The following is a 24,320-nucleotide window of genomic DNA, read 5'->3' as shown; positions in this document are numbered from 1 at the left end:
ATCGGTGTTTCGGAAGAGGGGCGGCTTCTGCGACCAGCGACACGGGACAAAAGTACATGCGTTACGCTCGCGGCGGTCTGCCACATTGCTCGAAAGCCCTTGCACTTGCAGTGCTCGCGGCCTTCTCACTGACCGCCACCGTGGCCGACGCGAAGCCGCGCAAGAAGACACAGGTGGAGCGCAGCGCGAAGTCTTCGTCCAAGTCGACGTCGAAGTCCGCATCCAAGGCCAAGCCGTCCTCGAATACCAAGACGACCGCTGCCGCCGATCCCGATGGCGGACGCTGGCGCTACGGCTCGGCTGCGATCATCGTGGACGGGAATACCGGCAAGGTGCTGTACGAAGAAAATTCGGACGCCCTGCGACATCCTGCCTCAGTCACCAAGATTATGACGCTTTACCTCCTGTTCGAGCAGCTGGAGGCCGGAAACCTTCGCCTTGACAGCAAGTTGGAGGTATCCGCGAAGGCGGCGTCACAGCAGCCATCCAAGCTGGGCGTCAGGCCCGGCCAGACCATCGAGGTGGAGGACGCCATCAAGTCGCTGGTCACCCGCTCGGCCAACGACGTGGCGGTGGTGATCGCTGAAAATCTCGCCGGCTCTGAATCCGCCTTCGCCGAGGCGATGACCGAGAAGGCCCGCGCGCTGGGCATGAGCCGCACGGTCTATCGCAACGCCTCCGGCCTGCCGAACGTGAACCAGGTGACCACCGCGCGCGACCTGTCGATCCTCGGCCGCGCGATCCAGGACCGTTTCCCGAAGCAATACAAATACTTCGCCACTCGGACCTTCTATTATAAGGGCCAGGCCATCGGGAACCACAACCGGCTGCTGGGCCGGATCGAGGGCGTGGATGGCATCAAGACCGGCTACACCAATGCCTCGGGCTACAATCTGGTGACGTCCGTGAAGCGCGACGGCCGCTATCTCGTCGGCGTCGTCCTCGGCGGCTCCAGCGGCGGCTCCCGTGATGCGCGGATGAGCAGCCTCATCAGCAAGAACCTGCCCACCGCCTATGCCGGCGGCCGCGTCGCTCCGAAGATCACGGAGGTGGCCGACAACGCCTTCTCCATCGGCAAGCCGGGCAGCTTCAGCGCACCCATGCCGATCGCGGCCGCCCGCGACGAAATCCAGCCCCATGCCGTGGCGCCGCTGCCGAAGCCGGTGGTGGTGGAGGCCAATGCGGAGCCGGCGAGCACCGCCTCCATCTCGGCAAAGCCCGGCGCGCGCAGCGCCAACGCCGTCGTGGTGGCCGCCGCCCCGAGCGTCCCGCTCCCGCAGGCGCGGCCCGAGGTCAAGCCCGGCTCCGCCGAGCCCATCAAGCCGGTCGCCGTGAAGACGGTGGCGATCCAGAAGCCCACCGCCGCCAGCGTCGCCGCAGCGCCTGCCCCGGCCCCCATGCAGGTCGCTACCACCACCCAGTTCACGGCCGCCCCCGCCGGCATGCTCGGCTATCTCGGACCGTCGAGCCTCGCCCAGTCGCCGGCCGCCGCTGCCGCGACCGCCGCTGCCGAAGGCCGCGCCCATGTGAAGCCCCAGCAGGTTGCCGCCCGCGCCGAGGCTGCGGCTGCGACCCCGGCCGGCAAGGACACCTCGAGGCTCGGCGCGCCCGATGCCGCCGCCGAGCAGGCGATGCGGGCCGCGCGCATCGCCGCCATGGAGCCGGACGATCCCTACGCCCGCGCCCTGCGCTCCGCGCGCGAAGGTGTCGTGGACAATGCCGCCCGCGCACAAGCCGCCCCGCAGCCCGCAAGGCCGGTGCGCACCGCGTCCCTCGCTCCTGTGGCGGTCCCGCAGCCCACAGCCGCTCCGGCGCCTTCCCAGCGCAGCCATGCCCCCGCCTCGGCCAAAGCCGGATGGAGCATCCAGATCGGCGCGTTCGACGGCGAGCGCGAGGCCCGCAGCAAGCTCGACGCCGCGCGTGCCCGCGTGAAGTCCGCGCTGACCGGCGCCGATCCCTACACCGAGAAGGTGTCCAAGGGTTCGTCCGAACTCTACCGCGCCCGGTTCGCCGGCTTTGACGAGAAGTCGGCGAAGGAAGCTTGCCGTTTACTCAAGCGTAACGATTTCGACTGCATGCCTATCAGGAACTGAAGTCCTGCCAGAGAATCAGCGATGCTTGCGCAAGATCACGTCCTTCGCTCGGTTGATCCTCGACGCGAGATAGTCGCTTCCCCCGTGATCGGGGTGGAGCTTTTTCATGAGGGATCGGTGCGCCGCGCGGACAGCCTCCGCGCCCGCGCCCGGCTGAAGGCCAAGGACCTGATAGGCTTCCTCCTCGGACATCGCAGCGTCCAGGCCACCGCCGCCGCCCACATCCCCCGCACCCGCGTATCCCTGTGCGTCCTCACGCCAGGCGGGCGCCCGGCGGTCGAGATAAGCTTCGAGTAAAGCGAGCGACTGCGCATCGCACTGCGGGCGCAGCGCCACAAGGGAGGGGATGTCCATCTCCTCCAGACGCCGCCCCGCATGGGCACCGGCGAGGATCGTACCGCCCATGTCGCCGGTGGCGTGGTCCAGTTCCATCTCGAACATCGCCGTGCGGACACCCGAGGTCTTCGGCGCGCTGCGGCGCTTGAACAGCCCGCCGAGATAGCCGCCGATCCCCTGAGGGTCGAGCCGTCCCAGAAGCGCAATGCCGGCGGCGCCGAGCGGAAGCGCGATGCCGATCCGCCCCGTCACCAGTGCCCCGGCGGCGCCGAGCAGCGCCGCATAGGCCAGCGTCCGCATCATCGTCGCGATCAGCACCTTGGGGTCGGCCTTGGTCCAGACCGAGAGGCCATAGAGTCCGATCAGCAGCAGCAACGCACCGGCAACAAGGGTAATCACGCAAAACTCCGGAGCGATCGCCGCGCTGTTGCGCCGGCGGGATGCGTTAAGGGGTGAAGGTCCACCGCCGTCAACGGCCCATGGCCGCGATCAGGCGCCGGGCGCCATCGTCGCGGCGGGAGGTCAGGGCACGCTGCCCGCCGGCCGCATAGGCCGCCACGGCCGCAAGCAACTGCCTCAGCTCGCCGGCGGCGGAGGGATCGAACCGGCACCAGGCACCACCGGTGACCTGCGCCAGGCCGCGAAAGACATCCTCCACGCGAGCGTCGTGCCCCTCCTGGAACATGAACAGCTTCACGCCGCGCAGTGCGAGCTGCCCGGCCGCCTCCTTCAGCGCCGCCGGATCCTCCTCCACCGCGTCGCCGACGAACACGGCGGCCCTCAGCCCAGAGCGTTCCGCCTCCTTGCCGAGATGGCCAAGGACGCGGTTGATCTGGGTGAGGCCGCCCATGCAGGAGATGCGGCGCATCATGCCGCCCAGCGTCGCGGCATCGCGCACGAAGGGGGAGGCGCGGCACTCGTCCTGGCCCCGGTAATAGACGATCTGCATATCAAGGCCGCCGTGGGCGGCTGCAGAGGCGAACATGTCGGCCTGGATATCGCAGGCAAGCGCCCAGATGGGCTGTCGAGAGCCGGTGGCATCGAGGGCGAAGGACAGCCGGCCCCGTCCGTCCACCGGTCGGGCCGGGGGCATGTTGCGGGCCGCCGCGAGAAACGCCTCAACCTCGCCGGCGCCGGAAACGGGCACGGATGCTGCCGCCCGGGTTTCCGCCAGTTTTCCCTTGCTGTCGTCGCGCGTGGCCATCCGATCCTCTCCGTCTCACACATAAGCTCCAACGGCCGCCCCACCAAGGCCCCTGCCCGCCCCGCGACGGACTATGGCTTGATGCCGGGCGGCGCAGGGCCTATCTGCACCCCCCAAGCGGCCGTGCGCCGTGGCGAGGGGATGGGATGATGGCGACTTTGCCGAAGGTTGTGGGCCGCGTGCGCGACCTGCGGGCGGCGGTGGCGGGCTTCCGCGCCGAGGGCTCCAAGGTGGCGCTGGTTCCCACCATGGGCGCTCTGCACGTGGGCCACATGGCGCTGGCGGAAAAGGCACGGGAACTCGCCGGACGAACCGTGGTGTCGATCTTCGTCAACCCGGCCCAGTTCGCCCCGCACGAGGATTTCGACAAATACCCCCGCGCGCTTGAGGCGGACCTCAACAGGCTGGCGGACGTCGGCGTCGATCTCGTCTATGCGCCCACCGCGACGGAGATGTATCCGGCGGGATTCGCCACCCGCATCGCCGTCGGCGGGCCGTCCGAAGGGCTTGAGACCGATTTCCGGCCGCATTTCTTCGGCGGCGTCGCCACGGTGGTAGGCAAGCTTTTCATCCAGTGCGCGCCGGACTACGCCATGTTCGGCGAGAAGGACTACCAGCAGCTCAAGGTGGTGACCCGGCTGTCGAAGGATCTCGATCTCGGGGTGGAGGTCGTGCCCGTCCCGACGATCCGCGAGGCGGACGGGCTCGCCCTCTCCTCCCGCAACGCCTATCTGGACGAGGAGCAGCGCAAGGTTGCCCCGGTGATCTATGCCGCCCTCACCCGCGCCGCTGAACAGATTCGCGGGGGAACCGATCCTCAGGCGGCCGTAGACACGGCTTCCGGAATGATCTCAGCGCTCGGCCTCAGGGTGGATTACGTCGCGGCCCGCCACGCGGAGACCCTGGCGCCGCTGAAGGACGCCAAGGAGCCGATCCGCTTGCTCGCCGCGGCATGGCTGGGCGAAACGCGGCTGATCGACAACATTCCGGTGTGAGTTACGGGCGCGCCTAAACCGCGCCCATGTAGCTCGCGGCAAAGCCGATCACGACCAGCGCGAGGCCCACGGACAGGATCATCAGCACGCGGCCCGAGGTGACCCCCTGCCGCGCCTGGACCGCGGGCTTTACCGGCGCGCCATCCCTCGTGCGGCCATCGGTGCGATGGAATTCCACGTCCTCGCGGACTTCGTTCGGGTCCTGCATTACGGCCTCCTGACGATGTTGTGTCTCGTCAGGACAACGCTCGCCCGCGCCTCAGGTTTCCTCGATTCCGAAGGCGGCTAGCCGCCGGCCACTTCGCGCATGCGGGCGAAGGCGCGGTCGAGGTCGGCCTTGAGATCGGCCGTGTCTTCCAGCCCGATGTGGATGCGCACGGCCGGCCCTTCCACCTGCCACGGCGTCGCGGTGCGGTAGTCCTTGCAGTCGAACGGGATGGCGAGGCTCTCGTAGCCGCCCCACGAATAGCCCATTCCGAACAATGTGAGCGCATCGAAGAAGGCCGCGACCGCCGCCTCGGGCACCGGCTTCAGGATGAGGCTGAACAGGCCGCTGGCGCCGCAGAAGTCGCGCTTCCAGATGGCGTGGCCGGGATCGGACGGCAGCGCCGGATGCAGCACGCGCGACACTTCCGGCCGCGCAGCAAGCCACTCCGCCATCTCCAGCCCCGCCTTCTGGTGCTGGGCGAGGCGCACGGCCAGCGTCCTGAGCCCGCGGGCGGCGAGCGCGATGTCGTCGGGACCGACCGTGATGCCCAGCGCGCTATAGGTGGCGCGCACCTTGCGGAGCGCGTCTCCCACGGCGGAGATGGTGCCGATGCTCACGTCCGCATGGCCGCAGATGTATTTGGTGCCCGACTGGATCGAGATGTCCACGCCGAAGGCATGGGGCTTGAAGAAGACCGGCGTCGCCCAGGTGTTGTCGATCAGGGTGGTGATGCCGCGCGCCTTCGCCACCGCGACAATGGCCGGCACGTCCTGCATCTCGAAGCTCTGGGAGCCGGGCGCCTCCAGGAAGATGGCCGTGGTATTCGGGCGGATCAGCGCCTCGATCCCGGCGCCGATCAGGGGATCGTAATAGGTGGTCTCGACGCCGAGGCGGGCGAAGAGTCCGTCGCAGAAGTTGCGGGTCGGCCGGTATACGCTGTCCACCACGAGGACGTGATCGCCGCTGCCGGCCACCGCGAGCAGCGCCGTCGTCACCGCCGACAGGCCGGAGGGGGTGAGCACCACGCCGTCGCCCCCCTCCAGCGCGGTGAGCGCCACCTGCAGGCTTTCGCTGGTGGGATTGCCGTGACGACCATAGGTGTAGCGGGCGCGATGGTGGATCAGGTCATCATAGTTCGGATAAAGCACGGTCGAGCCGCGCACCACCGGGGTGTTCACGAATCCGTCGAAGCGGCGGGGATCGCGGCCGGCATGGACGATCGTCGTAGCCGCGCCCAGGGTCGCGCCTGACGCTCCGTGTGCCCCTTGGTCATCCCTGCTTGCGTCCGACATGCATGTCTCCTGTGGTCACGGTAGCTTGCGACCGGCCGGCCGCTATTGACCGCTCCGCTGTGAGGGGTTGTGATGGGCGGGATAGACGGCCTTGATCCGTCCGTCGAGCCATCTCGTGCCGGACAGCGGCAGGAGCGGCGGCGGAAGGGCCGACATCGCGAAAAAAGGAACCTTCCGTGAAACGACTCCTCTTCGCAGCAGCAGGACTTCTGTCGCTGGCTGGCGCCGTGCAGGCCGCGACCCTCGACGACGTGAAGGCGAGAGGCGCCCTCAACTGCGGCGTGACCCAGGGCCTGCCCGGCTTCTCCAGCCCCAATGACAAGAATGAATGGAGCGGGCTCGACGTCGACTTCTGCCGGGCCATCGCCGCCGCCATCTTCAACGACCCGTCGAAGGTGAAGTTCACCCCCCTCTCCGCCAAGGACCGCTTCACCGCGCTGACCTCCGGCGCCATCGACGTGCTGTCGCGCAACACCACCTGGACCATGTCGCGCGACACCACGCTGGGCTTCAACTTCGCCGGCGTCATGTATTACGACGGCCAGGGCTTCCTCATCCGCAAGTCGGTCGGCCTGAAGTCCGCAAAGGAGCTGCAGGAAGCCTCCATCTGCGTGCAGACGGGCACCTCCAACGAGCTGAATGTCGGCGACTATTTCCGCGCCAACAACATGAAGTATCGCGAGGTCATCGCCTTCGCGACCCTCGACGAGACGGTGAAGGCCTATGAATCCGGCCGCTGCGACGTGTTCACCTCGGACAAGTCCCAGCTCGCCGCGGTGCGCCTGAAGCTCACCAACCCGGCCGACCATGTCCTCCTGCCCGAGACCATCTCCAAGGAGCCCCTCGGCCCGCTGGTCCGCCATGGCGACGACCAGTGGTTCGACCTCGTGAAGTGGACCTACTTTGCGCTGCTCAACTCCGAAGAGCTGGGCATCACCCAGAAGAACGTGGACGAGCAGGTGAAGTCCGAGAACCCGGACATCAAGCGCCTGCTCGGCACCGACGGCAAATATGGCGAGGGCATCGGCCTCACCCCCGACTGGGTGGTGCGCATCCTCAAGGCCACCGGCAATTACGGCGAGATCTACGACCGCAACGTCGGCCCCGCCACGCCGCTCGGCATCGAACGCGGCCTGAACAACCTCTGGACCAAGGGCGGCATCCAGTACGGTCCGCCGGTGCGCTGAGGCTGACCCGGGCCGTTGGCCCGCGCCTTGCCTGAGAGCTGGGCTTGAAACGGGACGGAGGACGCGGCCATCGTGCCCTCCGTCACCAATAACACAGGCCAAAGGCCTGAGCTTTCGGGGGTTTCATGTCTGAAGTCAGCCCTGCCGCGCCGCCGCGGCCGACGGGCCGTCGCTGGTCCTGGACGGATCCAAAGCTGCGGTCGCAGGTGATCCAGATCACCGTCGCGATCATCCTCGTCTGGCTGCTGTGGTCGTTCTATTCCAATGCCCAGTCCAACCTGACCCGGCTCGGCATCGCCTCAGGCTTCGGCTTCCTCGACAACCGCGCCGGCTTCGCCATCAGCCAGTCGCTGGTCCCCTACAACGAATCCATGTCCTACGGCCGCGCCTTCCTGGTGGGCCTGCTCAACACCCTGCTGGTGGCCTTCCTCGGTGTCATCCTCGCGACCCTCATCGGCTTCCTGATGGGCGTGGCCCGGCTGTCGAAGAATGTGGTCATCAAGGCGCTGGCCTCCGCTTATGTGGAGATCACGCGCAACCTGCCGCCGCTGTTCCAGATCATGTTCTGGTACCTCGCCGTGCTGGCCACCCTGCCGGGTCCACGCCAGAGCTGGGGCTTCGGCCTCCAGCCGCTGCTCGGCGCCATCGGCTCGGGCCTGTCCTCCATCGGCCTCGGCTTCCTCGGCGCCCCGCTCTCGGCCTATGCGGCCACCCTCGCCGCCCCGGGGGTGTTCATCAACAATCGCGGCCTCGTGGTGCCGCGCCCGATCTTCGAGGACGGCTCCATGGCCATCCTCTACGCCCTCATCGCCGCCTTCGTCTTGAGCTTCCTGCTCGCACGTTGGGCAAAGAAGCGGCGGGAGGCGACGGGTCGTTTCTTCCCCGTCTTCTGGACCTCCCTCGGCCTTATCATCGTGCTGCCCCTCCTCGCCTCCGCCGCGATGGGCTTTCCGGTGAGTGTGGAGAAGCCGGAACTGCGTGGCTTCAACTTCGCTGGCGGCCTGCGCGTCATCCCCGAATTCGTGTCGCTGCTGCTGGCGCTCTCCATCTACACCGGCGGCTTCATCGCCGAGATCGTGCGCTCGGGCATCCTGGCGGTGTCGAAGGGCCAGAGCGAGGCGGCCCATTCGCTGGGCCTGCGCAATGGGCCGACGCTGCGCCTCGTCATCATCCCTCAGGCCATGCGGGTGATCGTGCCGCCGCTCACCAGCCAGTATCTCAACCTCACCAAGAACTCCTCGCTTGGCGTCGCGGTGGGCTATCCCGACCTGTTCGCGGTGTTCGCGGGCACAACGCTGAACCAGACCGGACAGGCCATCGAGATCATCGCCATCATCATGGCGGTCTATCTCACCATCTCCATCGTCACCTCGGCGATCATGGGCTGGTACAACAAGCGCGTCGCGCTGGTGGAGCGGTGACATGACGGACATCTCCGCCCCCCGCCCCTCCATCACGCCCGCGACACCCTTCGTCTCGACGGCGTTCCACGAGCCCCAGCCGGCTCCGGTCGCGACCCGTGGGCCCATCCTGTGGGCGCGCCAGCACCTGTTCGGCTCCGTGCCCCAGGTGCTGCTGACGCTGTTCGGCCTGTGGCTGCTCTATGTCACCGTGCCGCCGCTGATCAAATTCTTCCTGATCGATGCGGTGTGGACCGGCACCAACCGCGACGCCTGCCTCGCCGAGAAGCTCGGCCGTCCGGTGGGCGCCTGCTGGCCCTTCATCTGGGCCAAGCTCGACCAGCTCATCTACGGCTTCTATCCGGCCAGCGAGCGCTGGCGGGTGAATGTGGTCTACTGGCTCGGCGCCCTTCTGCTGCTGCCGCTGCTGATCCAGAGCGTGCCGTACAAGCGGCTCAACGCGATCCTCTTCTTCGGCGCCTATCCGGTGGTCGCCTTCGTGCTGCTCACCGGCGGCAACCTCGATCTCCAGCGCTTCGTGCTCGGCTGGCTCGGCGTCAACTTTTCCGCCCTCGGTGGCCCGCAGGGGCTGAGGACCGGCTTCTGGATCGACTATGCCCTTTCCACCGTGCTCCTGACCGCCATCGCCTACGGAATCTCCCGCGTCCTCGCGGGGCCGGAGGGTGGGCGCTCGTCGGCGAAGACCACGCTGAGCATCCTCGGCGTGCTGGCGGTGGTGCTGCTGGCGGTGGACATCGACGTGGGGCTGCCCCAGGTCGAGACGCGCCTGTGGGGCGGACTTCTGGTGACGCTGGTGATCGCCGTCACCGGCATCACCGTTTCCCTCCCGTTCGGCATCCTGCTGGCGCTGGGCCGGCGCTCGCGCCTGCCACTGGTGAAGTGGCTGTGCATCATCTTCATCGAGTTCTGGCGCGGCGTGCCGCTCATCACGGTGCTGTTCTTCGCCACCTACATGCTGCCCCTGTTCCTGCCCGGCCGCTTCACCATCGACGGGCTGCTGCGGGCGCTGGTGGGCGTCGCCTTGTTCGCCTCGGCCTATATGGCAGAGGTGGTGCGCGGCGGCCTGCAGGCGATCCCCAAGGGCCAGTATGAGGGCGCCATGGCTGTGGGACTGCGCTCGGGGCTCATGATGCGCCTCGTCGTGCTGCCGCAGGCGCTCAAGCTGGTGATCCCGGGCATCGTCAACAACTTCATCGGCCTGTTCAAGGATACGACGCTGGTGCTGATCGTCTCGATCTTCGACCTGCTCGGTTCCATGCGCGCGGCCTTCACCGATCCCAACTGGGCCTCGCCCACCACCCTGTTCACCGGCTTCGGCTTCGCCGGCATCATCTACTTCGTCTTCTGCTTCGGCATGTCCCGGTATTCGATGGCGCTGGAGAAGCGCCTCGACCGGGCTCACCGGCACTGAGAGGGGCAACACACGTGAGCGCAGATCCCATCATCGCCGCCGACGAGGCGACCGCCCCCAAGATCGCCGTCGAGATGACCGGCGTGAACAAATGGTACGGCGACTTCCACGTCCTGCGTGACGTGAACCTGACCGTGGAGCGGGGCGAGCGCCTCGTCATCTGCGGGCCGTCCGGCTCCGGCAAGTCCACCCTCATCCGCTGCATCAACCGTCTGGAGGAGCACCAGAAGGGCCGCATCGTGGTGGATGGCATCGAGCTGACCGACGACCTCAAGCGCATCGACGAGGTGCGCCGCGAGGTGGGCATGTGCTTCCAGCACTTCAACCTGTTCCCGCACCTCACCATCCTCGAGAACTGCACGCTTGCCCCCATGTGGGTGCGCAAGATGCCGAAGAAGGAGGCCGAGGAACTGGCCATGCACTTCCTCGAGAAGGTGAAAATCCCGCACCAGGCCCACAAATATCCCGGCCAGCTCTCCGGCGGCCAGCAGCAGCGCGTCGCCATCGCCCGCGCGCTCTGCATGCGGCCGCGCATCATGCTGTTCGACGAGCCCACCTCGGCCCTCGATCCCGAGATGGTGAAGGAGGTGCTCGACACCATGGTCTCGCTCGCCCAGGACGGCATGACCATGCTGTGCGTGACCCATGAAATGGGCTTCGCGCGTCAGGTGGCGAACCGGGTGATCTTCATGGATGCGGGGCAGATCGTGGAGATGAACGAGCCCAACGCCTTCTTCTCCAACCCGCAGCACGAGCGGACCAAGCTGTTCCTCAGCCAGATCCTGCATTGAGGCGCCGAAGAACGTCGTCCTCCGGTTCCGCCGGAGGACGACTCCCAGCAACCAACGCCCCCGCTCAGGTCACGGCGCGGTTGGCGCGCCGTTCACGCAAAGCGAACTGAAGGTTGCGGATGTAGATGAAGGTGGAGAGCGCCTGTCCGGCGATGAACACCGGATCCTTGCGGTAGATGGCATAGACCAGCAGCAGCGAGCCACCGCCGAGCGAGAAGGTCCAGAAGGCGAAGGGAATGACCGAGCGCTGGGCGCGCTCGCTGGCGATCCACTGCACCACGAAGCGCATCGTGAACATGAACTGCGCGACGAGGCCGAGCGCCACCCACCAATCGAATTGGTCGATGAACACCTCGTGGAGGTAGTTGCCGATCTCCGACAGGTAATAGACCATCAGCCGCGCTCCACCACGCGCGGCACCCGCCGCCGACGGATAAGCCAGAACACCCCGAACATGTCGGCGATGCCGACCCAGAGGCGGTTCCAGAAGCCGTACTTCGACACGCCGTGCCAGCGCTCGCGATCCACCACCTTGACGGTGCGGATCTCGTAGCCCTCGCGCCGCACCAGCGCCGCCATGAAGCGGTGCAGGCCGTCGAACACGGGCAGGCGCAAATGCACCTCGCGACGCACCGCCTTGAGGCCGCAGCCGGTATCGCGCGAGCCGTCATTCAGCAGGCCACGGCGAATCTTGTTGGCGAGGCGCGACTGGTAACGCTTGAAGGCGGTATCCTTGCGGCCCTGACGCTCGCCCTGCACCATGCCGACGCGGGGACCGCCCTCGTCGATGACGCGGATCATCTCGGGCAAATAGGCGGGATTGTTCTGCCCGTCGCCGTCCAGAAGCAGCAGGAGCTCGCCGCGTGCCGCCCGGGCGCCGGTGTCCACGCCGGCGGTCTTCCCGCAGGCCCTCTCGTGGACCAGGACGCGCATATAGGGGCGTGTCTGCTGGGCCAGCCGCAGGTTGGCGAGGGTGGCGTCGGTGGAGCCATCATCCACGAAAATCAGCTCGAACGGTTCGAACGACAGCGCCGCATCGATCTCGTCGATGAGCGGCAGCACGTTGTCCGCCTCGTCCTTGACGGCGATGACCACCGACAGGCGGGGTGCCGCGGAGGTTTCGGAGGAAAGGGAAGTCACGGTCTCGCCTCTTCGGCTGGAACGGCGGTGCCCCCGTCCCTCGGCGGCGGCAAAGGCAGGCCGGCGCGCGCGGGAATGACGGGAGCGAGGAGACGGGCGAGCCGCCTGGCTGACGGCCCCGCCATGGGCACGATCGTGCCCGCCGCGTCAACTGCGAAGACGACGCGGCGGGCCGCGAACAGCTTCACGGTCCACAGGGCGGCCGCCGTGCCAAGCACCGCGCCGGCCACCACGTCGCTGGGATAATGGGAGCTCAGCACGATCCGGGTCGCGGCGACGGGAAAGGCCGCCAGCAACAGGATCGTCCGCGCACGCGGAAACAGCGCGGCAAAGGCCACGGCGGCGGCAAAGGTGGTGGTGGAATGGCCGGAGGGGAAGGACGCGAAGCTCGATTTCCAGATGAGGAAATCGAAGGTCATTTCCGGGTTCGGCCCCTTGATATGCATGGCGGCATGGGGCCGCGCCCGGCCAAGCGTGTGCTTGACGATGGCCACCAGCAGCCCGACCGGCGCGATGGCGAGAAAGAGAAAGCCGAGCCGCGCGGCCACGCTGGCGGCGATCTGCCGGCTGACGGCATCGCCGGTGTTGGTGAGCATCAGCGCATAGGCGAGCCCGATACCGAGCGGCCACAGCACCACCCCGCTGAAACCAAGGTCCGTGATGCGATCGGCGAAGATGACCAGCCAGGTGGGCAGCCGGAGCCTGAGGCCGATGGTCGCCGGATCCACGAGCAGCATCAGCGCCGCCACCACGCCCGCCGCCAGGAAGCCGAGCGCCAGCGCTTCCCAGCGCCCGAGCAGGCCGAGGCGCGGGCGCGGCACGCCGACGCGCCGGTCGCGCAGGTAGGTGAGGCCCGGTGCGATGGACAGGAGCAGCAGTGCCGCCGCCTCCCCGACGCGGCGAAGCGCCGCTGTCAGCTCAGCGGAGCGGTCCGCACCGAAGGCCTCCCGGTCCCCGGTCAAGACCCCGCCTCGTCGGAGCGGAACACGGTAATGGAGGTGGGGCGGCCGCCGTTGTAGGTGAAGCCCGAGATGGTCGCGACGGCGTGGTATTTCAGGGCCAGCGCATTCGCGTGCTTCTCGAAGGCCGGGGTGAAACGCTCGTCGATAAAGGCCAGCGCGCACCCGCCCTTCTTGAGCAAGGCCGCGGCTTCGTTCGGCAGCCCGTAATTGATCTGTGTCCCCACGAGAAACACGAGGCTGGGTTCCTGATAGGGGAAGGAGGCGACCTGCGCGGCCGGGCAGCCCTGCTGGCGCACCACAGCCGCGAGGCGCTCGGAAATCCACAGCGCCCGCATCTGCGGCAGCATCACCTGCCACGCCGCGAGATACAGCAGCAGCGCTCCTGCGAGCGCGGTCAGGAACGCCCCCTCGATCCCGACGCGCGGGAACGATCGCGCCGCCCACCACAGCAGGACGACGCCGAGCAGCAGCAGCGGCCACGCGGCAAGGCCAAATCCGCTGCCGAAATAAAGATAGGCGCCGCCCAAAGCCAGAGACACGGCTACGGCGAAGCCCGGCCAGAACCACACGAACCCGGCGAGTCGCGACCCCGCCCGGGCCAGCCCGCCCCGCTCGATGGCGAGCGCGGAGAGGATGGCGAGCGCCGGATAGACCGGCAGCACATAGTGCGGGAGCTTTGTGACGGCGATCTCGAAAATCACCCAGCTCGGCACCAGCCAGCACAGGAGGAAGCGCACCGCGGTTTCGCGCCGATTGCGCCAGACATAGGGCACGGCCATCGCGGCAACCACGATGGAGGGCCAGAACGTGCCCCAGGCCGCGAGGAAGTAGGTGCCGGGCGGCCCCCAGTGGCCTTCCGCCCCCTCGGCGACCTTGCCCATCATGTCCACGCCGACAGCGTGCTGGTAAAAGGCGCCGTCGGTGACGATGTAGATCGCGACGAACCAGGGCAGCACCAGCAGCAGGCACCACGCCAGCCCCAGCAGAGGCTTCAGCGGGCGCAGGAATCCGCCCGAGCGATCGGCGATGGCGAGGGCTGCGATGGCGGGGCCGACGAATAGCGGCGCGACGGGACCCTTCACCAGAATACCGGCCGCGAGGGCCGTCCAGAAGATGAGCGCGAGGGTCAAATCCCCCTGCCGTGCCTCGGGCGGGCGCACATAGGCCCGCGCGAGCGCACCGAAAGTCGCGATCACGGTGAAGAGCAGCACCGCATCCGTCTTCGCGAGACGCGCCTCCACCCCCAGCAGCACGCATCCCGCCATCATCAGCGCCGCGAACAGCGCGCCCCGGCGGGACAGGAAGACGAGCGCCGTCCAATAGGTGAGCAGCACCGCGCCGATGGCGGCGAACAGGGACGGCAGGCGATAAAGCCAGATGGAGGCGCGGGCGGAGGGGCCGATCACCGCCTCGCCGGCCTTCACGCTCGCGGCCTGCAACCAGTAGATGCCGACGGGCTTTTTGTGCCGCGCCTGGATGTGGAAACGGATATCGACGTAGTTGCCGCTCTCCAGCATCTGCTTCGTCGCCTGGGCGAAGCGCGCCTCGTCGCGGTCGATGGGCGAGAGGTTGAAGAAGCCCGGCAGGAAGGCGATCAGCGCGACCGCTACGAGCAGCAGCACGGCGCGCCCATGGCGCTCCGATGCCGCGTCGAGGAGCCCAACGAGGCGCTGCGGCAGGTCGAGATCAAACGCCCGCCTCTTGTCGGACGCGGGCTGTAAAATGGCCATGCTTCGGTCTGGGTCCGCTCGAATTGGGCGCGGACAATAGCAGAACCGCCCGTGCCGAAAAGGCCCGGTGGAGGACGCGGGAGCGACCTTACGCCGGACCAGCCCCTGATGGAGACGAAAGGCGGCGAAGGCAAGGCGACCAAGGCGGAGAAGCCAAGACGCGCGGCAAGACGCGCGGCACGCGCCGCCTTCGCGCCTCCGGTGCTGCCCCAGCCACGACCGTCCCCTTCCGGCTTACTTGGTCAGAATGAGCTTGTTCTGCGCGGTCAGGCGCAGTTGGTAGGTCTGCTCGCCGTGGGTGATGGTCACCAGACGACCGGCGGCGAAGAGATCGCGGCTGTCGAGTTGCGCGCGAACCATCGGTATCGCCCGGCAGGTGTCGTCGGCGGGCCGGAATGTCCACCCTTCACCCGCCTCGACGCCATTCAGATGAGAGATCCTGTGTTCATACCTGCTCATTTTGAATCGCTCCAGATCAGGGCATGCACCCCGACCAGTGCAGCCAGCCGAGGCTCTCTTTAGAAGCATTCAATACTTGAATACCATCATCCTGTCCTTGAGTAATACAGTCCGCCCCGGCGATCAATCCCCGCCGCGGCTTACCGTCTACTTCCGTGCGAACGCGATCTCCCACGACGCTTCGCGCCCGCGCCTTGCGGCGCGCGCGGCATGCCCCTCCAGCGGCGCAGGAGAGCCTCAGAAGGCCTTGAAGGTGATGATGGTGCGGGTGTCCTGGATGCCGGGAATGGTCTGCACCTTCTGGTTCACGTAGTGGCCGATGTCGGTGTCCGGCTCCACGTAGAACTTCACCAGAAGGTCGAACTCGCCGGCCGTGGAATAGATTTCGGACGCGATCTCCGCATTGGCGAGGGCGTCGGCCACCTCGTAGGACTTCCCGAGCTGGCACTTGATCTGAACGAAGAAGGGAACCACGGCGTGCTCCGCTGGCGGCGGGATCGGAAGGCCCTCGCGGGCCGCGCCAAGGTGGACAAATCCGCCGGGACTGGCAAGGGTGGCGCCTCGCCCCCTCTTTCTACGGAGCTTTTGTCCGTCCATGAGCCGGCCCATTCCCATCGCCCTCACCATCGCCGGCTCGGATTCGAGCGGCGGCGCCGGCATCCAGGCGGACCTCAAGACCTTCTCGGCGCTCGGCGTCTACGGCGCCAGCGTCATCACCGCGCTCACGGCACAGAACACGCGGGGCGTCAGCGCCATCCACGACGTGCCGGACGATTTCATCGCCGCCCAGATGGACGCCGTGTTCTCCGATCTCGCGGTGAAGGCGGTGAAGATCGGCATGCTGTCCCGCCCCGGCGCCATCCGCACGGTGGCGGAGGGCTTGAAGCGGCACAAGGCGCGGCCGGTGGTTCTCGATCCCGTGATGGTCGCGGCCTCGGGGGCACGGCTGCTGAGCGATGATTCGCTCAATGACCTGCGCACCATCCTCATTCCCGCGGCTGATCTCATCACGCCCAACCTGCCCGAAGCCGGCGCATTGCTGGGCATCGAAGCCGCGCGGACGGAAGAGGAGATGCAGCGCCAGGGCGCCGCCCTGCTGGCGCTCGGCGCCCGCGCAGTGCTGATGAAGGGCGGGCACGGCGAGGGGCCGGAGAGCATCGACCTCCTCGTCACGCCGGACGGAACGCAGCGCTTCGCCGCGCCGCGCCACGCCACGAGAAACACCCACGGCACCGGCTGCACCCTGTCTTCCGCCATCACCGCCGGTCTCGCCTCCGGCCTCGCGCTGGCGGACGCGGTCGCGCGCGCAAAGAGCTACATCACCGGCGCCATTGCAGCCGCCGACCGGCTCGACGTGGGCACGGGCCACGGGCCGGTGCACCACTTCTTCCAGCTTTGGGACGTCGCAAGCAATTGACACCGCCGGAGCGCGCCATCAATTGCGGAAATTGATCGCCACGCCGAAGGTCATGCCCTTGCCGTCAGGCGGCGCCGGGAAGGGCGAGGCGCGCCGGGCCATGGCCATCGCCTCCTGATCCAGCACGGAATTGCCCGATGAACCCGCCAGCGACACGCCGGTCACCGCGCCCGACCCGGCGATCGTGATGCTGATGCCCGGCCGCCCCACGTTCGAGCCCTGGGGCCGCTTGAAGCGGTTGAGATGGGCGAAGGCGCGCGATTTCCAGTCCGCGAGCGCGGCGGAACGGGCGGCGGCGGCTCCCGGCGATGGCGCGGCCGTCGTCTGGGCTGTCGGAGCGTCGGAACGCGGCGCGGCGGAGGTGACGGGCGCCGAGCGACGGCGCGTGGGCTTCGCCTCCTTTTTCGGCTTCTCCGGCTCCTTCGGTTTTGGCTTCGCCTCCTCCACCTTCTTAGGCTCGGGCTTAGGCAGCACCACCTCGGCCTCGGCCGGCGCGGGCGGTGTCTCCGGCATCTTTTCGACCGTCTGCTGAACCTCGGGCTCCGGCGGCGGTGGCTCGGCGTCCTCGGGCTCGTCTGGGGCGTCGGGCACCGGCTCGGGCGCCTGCACCATCTGCGGGCCGGGTGCGACCTCTTCTTGGGACTGTTGGCTGACCGCCATGGGCGCCAGCTCGATCATGATGGCGGCGGGCGGAGACTGCTCGCCCGTCGGCTCCTTGTTCCAGTTCAGCGCCACATAGACCGCGGCGGCATGTAGTCCGACCACCACCAGCACGCCGACGGCGAGCCGCAGGATCATGTTGCGCAGGTGGTAACGGTCGAAGTCGTGCCAGTGGTGGTGATGGTGAACCGCGCTCACCGGGGCGTTTCCTGGCGCGTGTCCTGGCCCGTTTCCTGGGGCGCTCCCGGGGGGACTGGCGCGGCCGCAGCCGGCGCCGCAGGGCTGGCGGCGGGTGCCGCGGGTACCGCTTCGCCGCCTTCCAGACCCACCAGGGCCACCTTGAGATAGCCGGCGGTGCGCAGAAGGTTCATCACCTCCATCACGTCGCCATAGGGCACGGTCTTGTCGGCGCGGACGAACACGCGCTGCTGGCGGTCGGCATTGGTGCGCCCGTCCAGCATGGCGCCGAGGCCGGTGCGGGTGACGGCGTCATCCCCCAGCGCCAGCGTCAGGTCCTTCTTCACCGAGAGGAAGAGCGGCTTGTCCGGCCGCGGCTGCGGCTGGGCGTTGGAGGCGGGCAGGTCCACCTTCACGTCCACCGTGGCGAGGGGCGCCGCCACCATGAAGATGATGAGCAGCACCAGCATCACGTCGATGAACGGCGTGACATTGATCTCGTGGTTCTCGGCGAGGTCGTCCCCGCCGTGGTCGAGCTTGGCGGCCATCGGGGCTCACTCCGCGGCGGCGCGCAGGCGCGGGAGTTCGGCCTCGCCCTCGATCGCGGCGCGGTCGAGGTCGCGGGACAGATGCCGCATCACCTCGGCGGAGGTGTCCGCGAGGTTGGCCTTGTAGGCGGCGATGGCGCGCGCGAACACGTTGTAGATCACCACCGCCGGAATGGCGGCGACGAGGCCGATCGCGGTGGCGAGCAGCGCCTCGGCGATGCCGGGGGCCACCACCGCGAGATTCGTGGTCTGCGCCTTCGAGATGCCGATGAATGAGTTCATGATGCCCCACACCGTGCCGAACAGGCCGACGAAGGGCGCCGTGGCGCCGATGGTGGCGAGCACGCCGGTGCCGGCCGTCATGCGCCGGCCGGCCTTGGCCTCGATACGGGAGAGCGCGACGGCGACACGCTCCTTGATGCCGTCCACCGGAAGGCCGGCAGAGGCATGCCATTCCGCCAGCGCGGCGCGGACCGTGGCGGTGGCCGGGCTGTTGCGCTTCGGCATCTCGGCGGCCGCATCCGACAGGGTGACGGCACCGCGCAGCGCCTTCAGCGTGCGGGCGACGGCGCGCCGGGCGAACAGCAGCTCAAGGGATTTGGCGAACCACACGCTCCAGGTGAGAACCGAAGCAAAGGCAAGGCCCAGCATCACCACCTTCACCACCATGTCGGCGGCCATGAACATGCCCCACGGGGTCAAGTCATGCGGGAGGCGCCCGTCCACCCCGACTTCCGGCGCAGGCGCGGCGGGCGCGGCCTCGACGGGGGGTGCAGGCGCCGGGTTGGGAGACGCCGGGTTGGCGGACGCAGGCGCGGTTGCGGCATCTACGGCCGGTGCAACTGCGGCAGGTGCAGATGTAGCAGGGGCAGATGTAGCAGTGGACGGAGCAGCCGGCGTCGCGTGCTGGTGCGTCTCGGCCGGGGCGGCCTGCTGAGCCCAAACGGCGCCCGACCCCAGATTCACGGCCAGAAACAGGCCCAGGGAAAACGCCACCACGCCCTTCGGCGCGAGCGAAGATACATGGAAATCAGCACGCCCGGCAGACGTGCGCGAGATCAAGCCAAAGGGCATCGCATCACCAATAGTCGAAACGGACAGGCTGGCGATCCCTCCAACCGGGATTAGCTGGCTACCCTGCTTATAGCCCCAAATGGCTCCGAACGCTAACCCCGCCTGGTCATCGACCGTGAGCGGCGGCATGACGCAGGCGCATGTCTTCTCAACGCCCCGGCTAAAAAGCTACCTTCCGCTTGGGGATATCCGGCTTGCAAGTCCGGACCGCATCTGGGGCTTCATGGCGACGCAAAGGGCACAGCGCACGGCCGCGCGAACCGGGAGCGATCCCGTGCGGGCACCGGTGCGTGCGCCAGGTTCCGTCGCCCGGCTGCGACCCCTGGCGCGGCTGCTGGCGGTCTGGCTTCTCGCCTATGTGCTGCTGCTGCAGTCGGTGCTCGGCGCGGCCGCCATGGCGACCCGCACGGCTACCGGCACGGTCGAGGGTCTTTGCCTTTCCTCCGTCTTGGACGGGGCGGCCGACGGCGTGGCGCACCCGGACGACCCCGGGCCGCACGATCGCGCGCCGGGGGTCCACTGCGCGCTCTGTCCGGCCATCGGCGGGGCGCCGGCGCTTCCGGCTGGTCCCGCATTACCGCAGCCATTTGCGGTCCTGACGGCACAAGAGGCCGGAGCGGTCATCGTGCTTCCCCGCGCCGTGCTGCCCGCGGGCGAGCAGGCCCGGCCCCGCGCGCCCCCGGCCGCCTGACCCCGCACAGCACCGCCCTTTCCCGTTCATCCCGTGGCCGCCGCTGACCGGCGCCAGGAATACCTGTCATGCCCCATTCTTCCCGTGCGCGCAGCGGCGCGCCGCGTCGACGCCTGTCGTCGACGCTTCTGCTGTCCTCGACCGCACTCTTCGTCGTGTTCTCAAGCCCGGTCGCCGCCCAGGATGCCACTTTGCCGGAGGTGCAGGTGGACGGCGGCGCCGGCTCTTCCCTCACCGTCGCCAGCGAGGCGCAGGCGCGCGCCGCCATCGAGCGCACGCCCGGCGGCGCGGAGGTCGTCTCCGAACAGGCGTGGCAGGACACCCGCGCCACCACCGTCAAGGACATGCTGGATTTCGTGCCCGGCGTGTTCGCGCAGACCAAGTGGGGAGAGGACACCCGCCTCTCCATCCGCGGCTCGGGCATTGCCCGCAACGCCCACCTGCGCGGCATCCAGCTGTTCCAGGACGGCGTCATTCCGCTCAATACGGCGGACGGCAGCGGCGACTTCCAGGAGATCGACCCCACCGCCTACAAATATGTGGAGGTCTTCAAGGGCGCCAACGGCTACCAGCTCGGCGCCAATGCGCTGGGCGGCGCCATCAATTTCGTGACACCCACCGGCCGGGATGCTCCAGGCGTCACCGTGCGCATGGATGCCGGAAGCTGGGACTTCTTCCGCCTGCAGAGCAGCGCCGGCGGCTACCAGGGCGCCTTCGACGCCTTCGTTACCGCCTCGGCCCTGACCGCGCAGGGCTTTCGCCAGCATTCCGCAGGCGATTCCATCCGCGCCTCGGGCAATATCGGCTGGCGCCCGACGGAGGCGTTCGAAACCCGCTTCTTCTTCAACGCCAACGACATCGAGCAGCAGATCCCCGGCGCCGTCACCAAGACGGCGGCCCTCACCGATCCGCAGGCGGCCAACCCGACCAACCTCAAGCTCGATTACCAGCGCAACATCCAGTCGGTCCGCCTCGCCAACAAGACAACCTGGGTGATGAGCGACAACACAAAGCTGGAACTGGGCCTGTTCGGCTCCGACAAGGACCTGAACCACCCCATCTTCCAGATCCTCAACTATGATTACCTGACCTTCGGCGGCTTCGCCCGCGTGGTGGATGAACGCCTCATCGGCGGCTACGCCAACCGCCTCACGGCCGGCGTCACCACCGCCATCGGCTCCACCGATGCGCAGCGCTACGCCAGTATCGGCGGCAACGAGGGTGCCCTCACCTTCTTCGCCGACGAGGACGCCACCACCACCACCTTCTACGCCGAGGACAATTTCTACCTCACCAAGGACTTCTCTTTGGTCGGCGCCTTCCAGTATCTGACGGCGACACGCGACCGCGAGGGGTTCTACAAGGCCGCCACCGGCTCCCAGGACTACAATCTGTTCCTGCCGAAGGGCGGATTCGTCTGGGATCTTGGCGGCGGTGCACAGCTCTACGGCAACATCTCCAATTCCGGCGAGGTGCCGACCTTCTCGGAACTGACCAACTTCGCCAGCATCATCCTCTCGAACCTCAAGGCGCAGACGGCCACGACCTACGAACTGGGCAGCCGCGGCCGCACGGAGGATTTCAGCTGGGACGTCTCGCTGTACCGGTCGAACGTGCAGAACGAGCTGCAATGCAACGCCACCACGGTGTCCGGCGTCTGCACGGTGGTCAACCTCGGCTACACGGTGCACCAGGGCGTGGAAGCCGGCTTCGGCGGCACGCTCTGGAAGGGACTGTGGGAGAAGGGCCCGGCGCCGGACAAGCTCTGGTTCAATTTCGCCTACACCTATTCGGACTTCTTCTTCGACAATGACCCGGTGTGGGGCAACAACCAGCTGCCGGGCATCCCCCCGCACTATTTCCGCGTGGAGCTGCTCTACAAGCATCCGAGCGGCTTCTACGCGGGGCCGAACGTGGAGTGGGTGCCCGTTCCTTATTACGTGGACAATGCGAACACGCTGAACACGGCGGCCTATGCCCTGCTCAACTTCCGGCTCGGCTATGACAATGGCGGACCGTTCTCCGCCTACATCGATGCGCGCAACCTGTTCGACACGGCCTATATCGCCACCGTGAGCGTCACTGCGGTCGCCGCGCAGAACTCCGCCTTGTTCGAGCCCGGCTCCGGCCGCGCCGTCTACGCGGGCGTGCGCTACACCTTCTGAGAAGGCCAGGAAACCCGAGCGGGCCAAGAAACCTGAGCGGGTAGAAACAAAAACGGCCGGGCGATGGCCCGGCCGTTTTCATATTTCTCAGAAATCCTTGCCGCCTCCCGAGCAAACCGGCCTGCCGGTTTGCGACCCTCGCGAAGAGGCCGGGCGGCGTCAGGGGTACGCTCTACCTCAGAAGTCCATGCCGCCGCCCGGCATGGCCGGGGCCGCGGGGCCGGACTTCTTGGGCAGCTCGGCGATGAGCGCCTCGGTGGTGATGAGCAGGCCGGCGATGGAAGCGGCGTCCTGCAGAGCGGTGCGCACGACCTTGGTGGGGTCGATGATGCCCGCCTTCACCATGTCCACATATTCGCCGGTCTGGGCGTTGTAGCCGAAGGTGTAGTCGTTGGACTCGAGGATCTTGCCCACCACGACGGAGCCATCATCGCCGGCGTTCTGCACGATCTGGCGCGCCGGAGCCTGGATGGCGCGGCGGACGATCTCGATACCGGTCTTCTGATCGGCGTTATCGACCGTCAGGTTTTCAAGGGCCTTGATGGAACGCAGCAGGGCGACGCCACCGCCGGGGACGATGCCTTCTTCCACCGCGGCGCGGGTGGCGTGCAGGGCGTCGTCAACGCGATCCTTCTTCTCCTTGACCTCGACCTCGGTCGAGCCGCCAACGCGCACCACGGCGACGCCGCCGGCGAGCTTGGCGAGGCGCTCCTGGGCCTTCTCGCGGTCATAGTCGGAGGTGGTGGTCTCGATCTGCGCGCGGATCTGGGCGATGCGGGCCTCGATGTCGGCCTTCTCGCCGGCGCCGTCGACGATCGTGGTGTTCTCCTTCTCGATCACCACCTTCTTGGCGCGGCCGAGCATGGAGAGGTTGACGCTGTCGAGCTTGATGCCGACTTCCTCGGAGATCACGGTGCCGCCGGTCAGGATCGCGATGTCCTGCAGCATGGCCTTGCGGCGATCACCGAAGCCGGGGGCCTTCACGGCCGCGACCTTGAGGCCGCCGCGCAGCTTGTTCACCACGAGGGTGGCGAGAGCCTCGCCTTCCACGTCCTCGGCGATGATGAGCAGCGGACGGGCCGACTGCACCACCGCCTCGAGCACGGGCAGCAGCTCCTGCAGGCCGGCGAGCTTCTTCTCGTTGATGAGGATGTAGGGCTCCTCGAACTCAACGCGCATCTTCTCCGCATTGGTAATGAAGTACGGAGAGAGATAGCCGCGGTCGAACTGCATGCCTTCCACGACATCCAGCTCGGTCTCGGCGGTCTTGGCTTCCTCGACGGTGATGACACCCTCGTTGCCGACCTTCTTCATCGCCTCGGCGAGGAACTTGCCGACCTCGGCGTCGCCGTTGGCGGAGATGGTGCCGACCTGGGCGATCTCGTCGTTGGAGGTCACCTTGCGCGAGTTGGCGGCGAGATCCTTGACGATGGCCTCGACGGCGAGATCGACGCCGCGCTCAGGTCCATCGGATTCATGCCGGCGGCAACCGCCTTGGCGCCTTCCTTCACGATGGCCTGGGCCAGCACGGTCGCGGTGGTGGTGCCGTCGCCGGCGAGATCGTTGGTCTTGGAGGCGACCTCACGCACGAGCTGCGCGCCGAGGTTCTCGAACTTGTCCTCGAGCTCGATCTCCTTGGCCACCGACACACCGTCCTTGGTGATGCGGGGGGCGCCGAAGCTCTTCTCGATCACCACGTTGCGGCCCTTGGGACCGAGGGTGACCTTGACGGCATTGGCGAGGATGTCGACGCCGCGCAGAACCTTGTCACGCGCGTCTACGGAGAATTTTACGTCCTTGGCAGCCATGGGGCGTGCTCCTTCAGATTGGGACGATTGAATGGGATGGCGAATGCCGCGGGACCGGGCGCCTCGGGCTGCCTCGATCCTGCGACCGAAAATTCAGGCTGCCTGAGATCAGGCCGCCTTTTGGGCGCCGGCCGCGTTCTCGATGACGCCGAGGATGTCGCTCTCCTTCATGATGAGGAGATCCTGGCCGTCGATCTTCACTTCGGTGCCGGACCACTTGCCGAACAGCACGATGTCGCCAGCCTTCACGTCGAGCGCCACCAGCTCGCCCTTCTCGTTCCGGGCGCCGGGACCGACCGCGACGACTTCGCCCTGCTGCGGCTTCTCCTTGGCGGTGTCGGGAATGATGATGCCGCCGGCCGACTTCTGCTCGGCCTCGATGCGCTTGACGACCACGCGGTCGTGCAGGGGACGGAAACCCATTGGGAAACCTCCGGTTCGATGTTGTCCATCGGGGTTGCCTGTTTTGAAGGCGCCGGGAACCCCTCCACCCGGCCCGACCGCGATCTAAGGGCGGCAAATCCGAGCCGCAAGGGGTCCGCGCAAAAAAT

Annotated in this window: 23 protein-coding genes and 1 pseudogene; 9 read left to right on the top strand and 15 right to left on the bottom strand. The window is 67.6% G+C overall.

Translation table 11 applies throughout. The features are described 5' to 3' along the window. Positions 1-56: 56 nt before the first annotated feature. A complete protein-coding gene (locus J2126_RS22820) occupies positions 57-2,093 on the top strand; it encodes a D-alanyl-D-alanine carboxypeptidase (protein WP_209489073.1) in 2,037 nt (678 codons plus the stop codon). 15 nt (positions 2,094-2,108) lie between these two features. On the opposite strand, the gene J2126_RS22815 is transcribed toward J2126_RS22820, so the two are convergent. Together J2126_RS22815 and J2126_RS22810 are read right to left on the bottom strand one after the other, a co-directional pair. Further along, positions 2,109-2,828: a molecular chaperone DnaJ gene (locus tag J2126_RS22815; protein WP_209489072.1), complete on the bottom strand. Its 720-nt coding sequence runs from the start codon at positions 2,826-2,828 to the stop codon at positions 2,109-2,111. 70 nt (positions 2,829-2,898) lie between these two features. Then, on the bottom strand, positions 2,899-3,633 hold the full coding sequence (locus J2126_RS22810; RefSeq protein ID WP_209489071.1) for a VWA domain-containing protein: 735 nt from the start codon (positions 3,631-3,633) through the stop codon (positions 2,899-2,901). 149 nt (positions 3,634-3,782) lie between these two features. Between J2126_RS22810 and panC the strand changes: the two genes are divergently transcribed. After that, positions 3,783-4,628, top strand: a complete 846-nt coding sequence (gene panC / locus J2126_RS22805; RefSeq protein WP_209489070.1) for a pantoate--beta-alanine ligase — start codon at positions 3,783-3,785, stop codon at positions 4,626-4,628. A gap of 13 nt (positions 4,629-4,641) precedes the next feature. On the opposite strand, the gene J2126_RS22800 is transcribed toward panC, so the two are convergent. Continuing rightward, on the bottom strand, positions 4,642-4,836 hold the full coding sequence (locus tag J2126_RS22800) for a hypothetical protein (RefSeq protein ID WP_209489069.1): 195 nt from the start codon (positions 4,834-4,836) through the stop codon (positions 4,642-4,644). Positions 4,837-4,913: 77 nt separating this feature from the next. Continuing rightward, entirely contained in the window at positions 4,914-6,128 is a 1,215-nt protein-coding gene (gene metC / locus J2126_RS22795; RefSeq protein ID WP_209489068.1) for a cystathionine beta-lyase, read from the bottom strand. A gap of 176 nt (positions 6,129-6,304) precedes the next feature. On the opposite strand from metC, the gene J2126_RS22790 reads away from it, so the two are divergent. From J2126_RS22790 to J2126_RS22775, 4 genes are all read left to right on the top strand, one after another. Next, on the top strand, positions 6,305-7,315 hold the full coding sequence (locus tag J2126_RS22790; RefSeq protein WP_209489067.1) for an amino acid ABC transporter substrate-binding protein: 1,011 nt from the start codon (positions 6,305-6,307) through the stop codon (positions 7,313-7,315). A 125-nt stretch (positions 7,316-7,440) separates the two neighbouring features. After that, positions 7,441-8,736, top strand: a complete 1,296-nt coding sequence (locus J2126_RS22785) for an amino acid ABC transporter permease (protein ID WP_209489066.1) — start codon at positions 7,441-7,443, stop codon at positions 8,734-8,736. A 1-nt stretch (position 8,737) separates the two neighbouring features. Further along, positions 8,738-10,147 carry an amino acid ABC transporter permease gene (locus J2126_RS22780; RefSeq protein ID WP_209489065.1) on the top strand — a complete coding sequence of 470 codons (1,410 nt, stop codon included), beginning with the start codon at positions 8,738-8,740 and terminating at the stop codon, positions 10,145-10,147. Between the two features lie 74 nt (positions 10,148-10,221). Then, the gene (locus J2126_RS22775; protein WP_209490487.1) at positions 10,222-10,938 is read left to right on the top strand and encodes an amino acid ABC transporter ATP-binding protein; all 717 of its coding nucleotides are present in this window, start codon (positions 10,222-10,224) and stop codon (positions 10,936-10,938) included. A gap of 64 nt (positions 10,939-11,002) precedes the next feature. Here the strand turns inward: J2126_RS22775 and J2126_RS22770 are convergent, their stop codons facing one another. From J2126_RS22770 to J2126_RS22745, 6 genes are all read right to left on the bottom strand, one after another. Beyond that, entirely contained in the window at positions 11,003-11,332 is a 330-nt protein-coding gene (locus J2126_RS22770; RefSeq protein ID WP_209489064.1) for a lipid-A-disaccharide synthase N-terminal domain-containing protein, read from the bottom strand. Next, a complete protein-coding gene (locus J2126_RS22765; protein ID WP_209489063.1) occupies positions 11,332-12,078 on the bottom strand; it encodes a glycosyltransferase in 747 nt (248 codons plus the stop codon). Before J2126_RS22765 ends, J2126_RS22770 begins: the two co-directional genes overlap by 1 nt. Then, positions 12,075-13,040, bottom strand: coding sequence for a phosphatase PAP2 family protein (locus J2126_RS22760; RefSeq protein WP_209489062.1), 966 nt, complete (start codon positions 13,038-13,040; stop codon positions 12,075-12,077). The genes J2126_RS22765 and J2126_RS22760 overlap by 4 nt, the downstream gene beginning before the upstream one ends. Further along, positions 13,037-14,770, bottom strand: coding sequence for an ArnT family glycosyltransferase (locus tag J2126_RS22755; protein ID WP_209489061.1), 1,734 nt, complete (start codon positions 14,768-14,770; stop codon positions 13,037-13,039). The genes J2126_RS22760 and J2126_RS22755 overlap by 4 nt, the downstream gene beginning before the upstream one ends. A gap of 234 nt (positions 14,771-15,004) precedes the next feature. Beyond that, positions 15,005-15,130 carry a hemin uptake protein HemP gene (hemP, locus tag J2126_RS25870; RefSeq protein WP_209489060.1) on the bottom strand — a complete coding sequence of 42 codons (126 nt, stop codon included), beginning with the start codon at positions 15,128-15,130 and terminating at the stop codon, positions 15,005-15,007. Positions 15,131-15,466: 336 nt separating this feature from the next. After that, positions 15,467-15,703 (bottom strand): Lrp/AsnC ligand binding domain-containing protein, encoded by a 237-nt coding sequence (locus tag J2126_RS22745; RefSeq protein ID WP_209489059.1) that lies wholly within the window; start codon positions 15,701-15,703, stop codon positions 15,467-15,469. A 121-nt stretch (positions 15,704-15,824) separates the two neighbouring features. Here J2126_RS22745 and thiD point away from each other — a divergent pair, with 121 nt between their 5' ends. Further along, positions 15,825-16,646: a bifunctional hydroxymethylpyrimidine kinase/phosphomethylpyrimidine kinase gene (thiD, locus tag J2126_RS22740; RefSeq protein ID WP_209489058.1), complete on the top strand. Its 822-nt coding sequence runs from the start codon at positions 15,825-15,827 to the stop codon at positions 16,644-16,646. Positions 16,647-16,664: 18 nt separating this feature from the next. Here thiD and J2126_RS25865 read toward each other — a convergent pair whose 3' ends face one another. From J2126_RS25865 to exbB, 3 genes are read right to left on the bottom strand one after another with little or no spacing between them, the layout of a single operon-like run. Beyond that, positions 16,665-17,504, bottom strand: a complete 840-nt coding sequence (locus tag J2126_RS25865; protein WP_209489057.1) for an energy transducer TonB family protein — start codon at positions 17,502-17,504, stop codon at positions 16,665-16,667. Then, positions 17,501-18,031 carry a TonB system transport protein ExbD gene (exbD, locus tag J2126_RS22730; protein WP_209489056.1) on the bottom strand — a complete coding sequence of 177 codons (531 nt, stop codon included), beginning with the start codon at positions 18,029-18,031 and terminating at the stop codon, positions 17,501-17,503. The genes J2126_RS25865 and exbD overlap by 4 nt, the downstream gene beginning before the upstream one ends. A 6-nt stretch (positions 18,032-18,037) precedes the next feature. Then, positions 18,038-19,105: a tonB-system energizer ExbB gene (gene exbB, locus J2126_RS22725; RefSeq protein ID WP_209489055.1), complete on the bottom strand. Its 1,068-nt coding sequence runs from the start codon at positions 19,103-19,105 to the stop codon at positions 18,038-18,040. Between the two features lie 127 nt (positions 19,106-19,232). Here exbB and J2126_RS22720 point away from each other — a divergent pair, with 127 nt between their 5' ends. Together J2126_RS22720 and J2126_RS22715 are read left to right on the top strand one after the other, a co-directional pair. Next, entirely contained in the window at positions 19,233-19,796 is a 564-nt protein-coding gene (locus J2126_RS22720; protein WP_209489054.1) for a DUF2946 family protein, read from the top strand. A gap of 68 nt (positions 19,797-19,864) precedes the next feature. Next, a complete protein-coding gene (locus J2126_RS22715; RefSeq protein ID WP_209489053.1) occupies positions 19,865-21,961 on the top strand; it encodes a TonB-dependent receptor family protein in 2,097 nt (698 codons plus the stop codon). Positions 21,962-22,138: 177 nt separating this feature from the next. Here J2126_RS22715 and groL read toward each other — a convergent pair. Next, positions 22,139-23,769, bottom strand: a pseudogene (gene groL, locus J2126_RS22710) (chaperonin GroEL). A gap of 108 nt (positions 23,770-23,877) precedes the next feature. Continuing rightward, a complete protein-coding gene (groES, locus tag J2126_RS22705; RefSeq protein ID WP_209489052.1) occupies positions 23,878-24,192 on the bottom strand; it encodes a co-chaperone GroES in 315 nt (104 codons plus the stop codon). Positions 24,193-24,320 lie beyond the last annotated feature (128 nt).

The sequence above is a fragment of the Xanthobacter flavus genome, assembly GCF_017875275.1.
Taxonomy (GTDB): Bacteria; Pseudomonadota; Alphaproteobacteria; order Rhizobiales; family Xanthobacteraceae; genus Xanthobacter; species Xanthobacter flavus_A.
The sequence above is the reverse complement of the archived record's forward strand: the minus strand, read 5'-3'. Positions and strand labels throughout refer to the sequence as shown.

What these genes read in the sequence shown, in the direction of transcription:
- thiD (WP_209489058.1), top strand. Translation starts at nt 15,825, where the DNA reads ATGAGCCGGCCCATTCCCATCGCCCTCACCATCGCCGGCTCGGATTCG.
- panC (WP_209489070.1), top strand. Translation starts at nt 3,783, where the DNA reads ATGGCGACTTTGCCGAAGGTTGTGGGCCGCGTGCGCGACCTGCGGGCG.
- J2126_RS22755 (WP_209489061.1), bottom strand. Translation starts at nt 14,770, where the DNA reads ATGGCCATTTTACAGCCCGCGTCCGACAAGAGGCGGGCGTTTGATCTC.
- exbB (WP_209489055.1), bottom strand. Translation starts at nt 19,105, where the DNA reads ATGCCCTTTGGCTTGATCTCGCGCACGTCTGCCGGGCGTGCTGATTTC.
- J2126_RS22770 (WP_209489064.1), bottom strand. Translation starts at nt 11,332, where the DNA reads ATGGTCTATTACCTGTCGGAGATCGGCAACTACCTCCACGAGGTGTTC.
- exbD (WP_209489056.1), bottom strand. Translation starts at nt 18,031, where the DNA reads ATGGCCGCCAAGCTCGACCACGGCGGGGACGACCTCGCCGAGAACCAC.
- hemP (WP_209489060.1), bottom strand. Translation starts at nt 15,130, where the DNA reads ATGGTTCGCGCGCAACTCGACAGCCGCGATCTCTTCGCCGCCGGTCGT.
- J2126_RS22820 (WP_209489073.1), top strand. Translation starts at nt 57, where the DNA reads ATGCGTTACGCTCGCGGCGGTCTGCCACATTGCTCGAAAGCCCTTGCA.
- J2126_RS22810 (WP_209489071.1), bottom strand. Translation starts at nt 3,633, where the DNA reads ATGGCCACGCGCGACGACAGCAAGGGAAAACTGGCGGAAACCCGGGCG.
- J2126_RS22785 (WP_209489066.1), top strand. Translation starts at nt 7,441, where the DNA reads ATGTCTGAAGTCAGCCCTGCCGCGCCGCCGCGGCCGACGGGCCGTCGC.
- metC (WP_209489068.1), bottom strand. Translation starts at nt 6,128, where the DNA reads ATGTCGGACGCAAGCAGGGATGACCAAGGGGCACACGGAGCGTCAGGC.
- J2126_RS22715 (WP_209489053.1), top strand. Translation starts at nt 19,865, where the DNA reads ATGCCCCATTCTTCCCGTGCGCGCAGCGGCGCGCCGCGTCGACGCCTG.
- groES (WP_209489052.1), bottom strand. Translation starts at nt 24,192, where the DNA reads ATGGGTTTCCGTCCCCTGCACGACCGCGTGGTCGTCAAGCGCATCGAG.
- J2126_RS22800 (WP_209489069.1), bottom strand. Translation starts at nt 4,836, where the DNA reads ATGCAGGACCCGAACGAAGTCCGCGAGGACGTGGAATTCCATCGCACC.
- J2126_RS22775 (WP_209490487.1), top strand. Translation starts at nt 10,222, where the DNA reads ATGACCGGCGTGAACAAATGGTACGGCGACTTCCACGTCCTGCGTGAC.
- J2126_RS22720 (WP_209489054.1), top strand. Translation starts at nt 19,233, where the DNA reads ATGACGCAGGCGCATGTCTTCTCAACGCCCCGGCTAAAAAGCTACCTT.
- J2126_RS22780 (WP_209489065.1), top strand. Translation starts at nt 8,738, where the DNA reads ATGACGGACATCTCCGCCCCCCGCCCCTCCATCACGCCCGCGACACCC.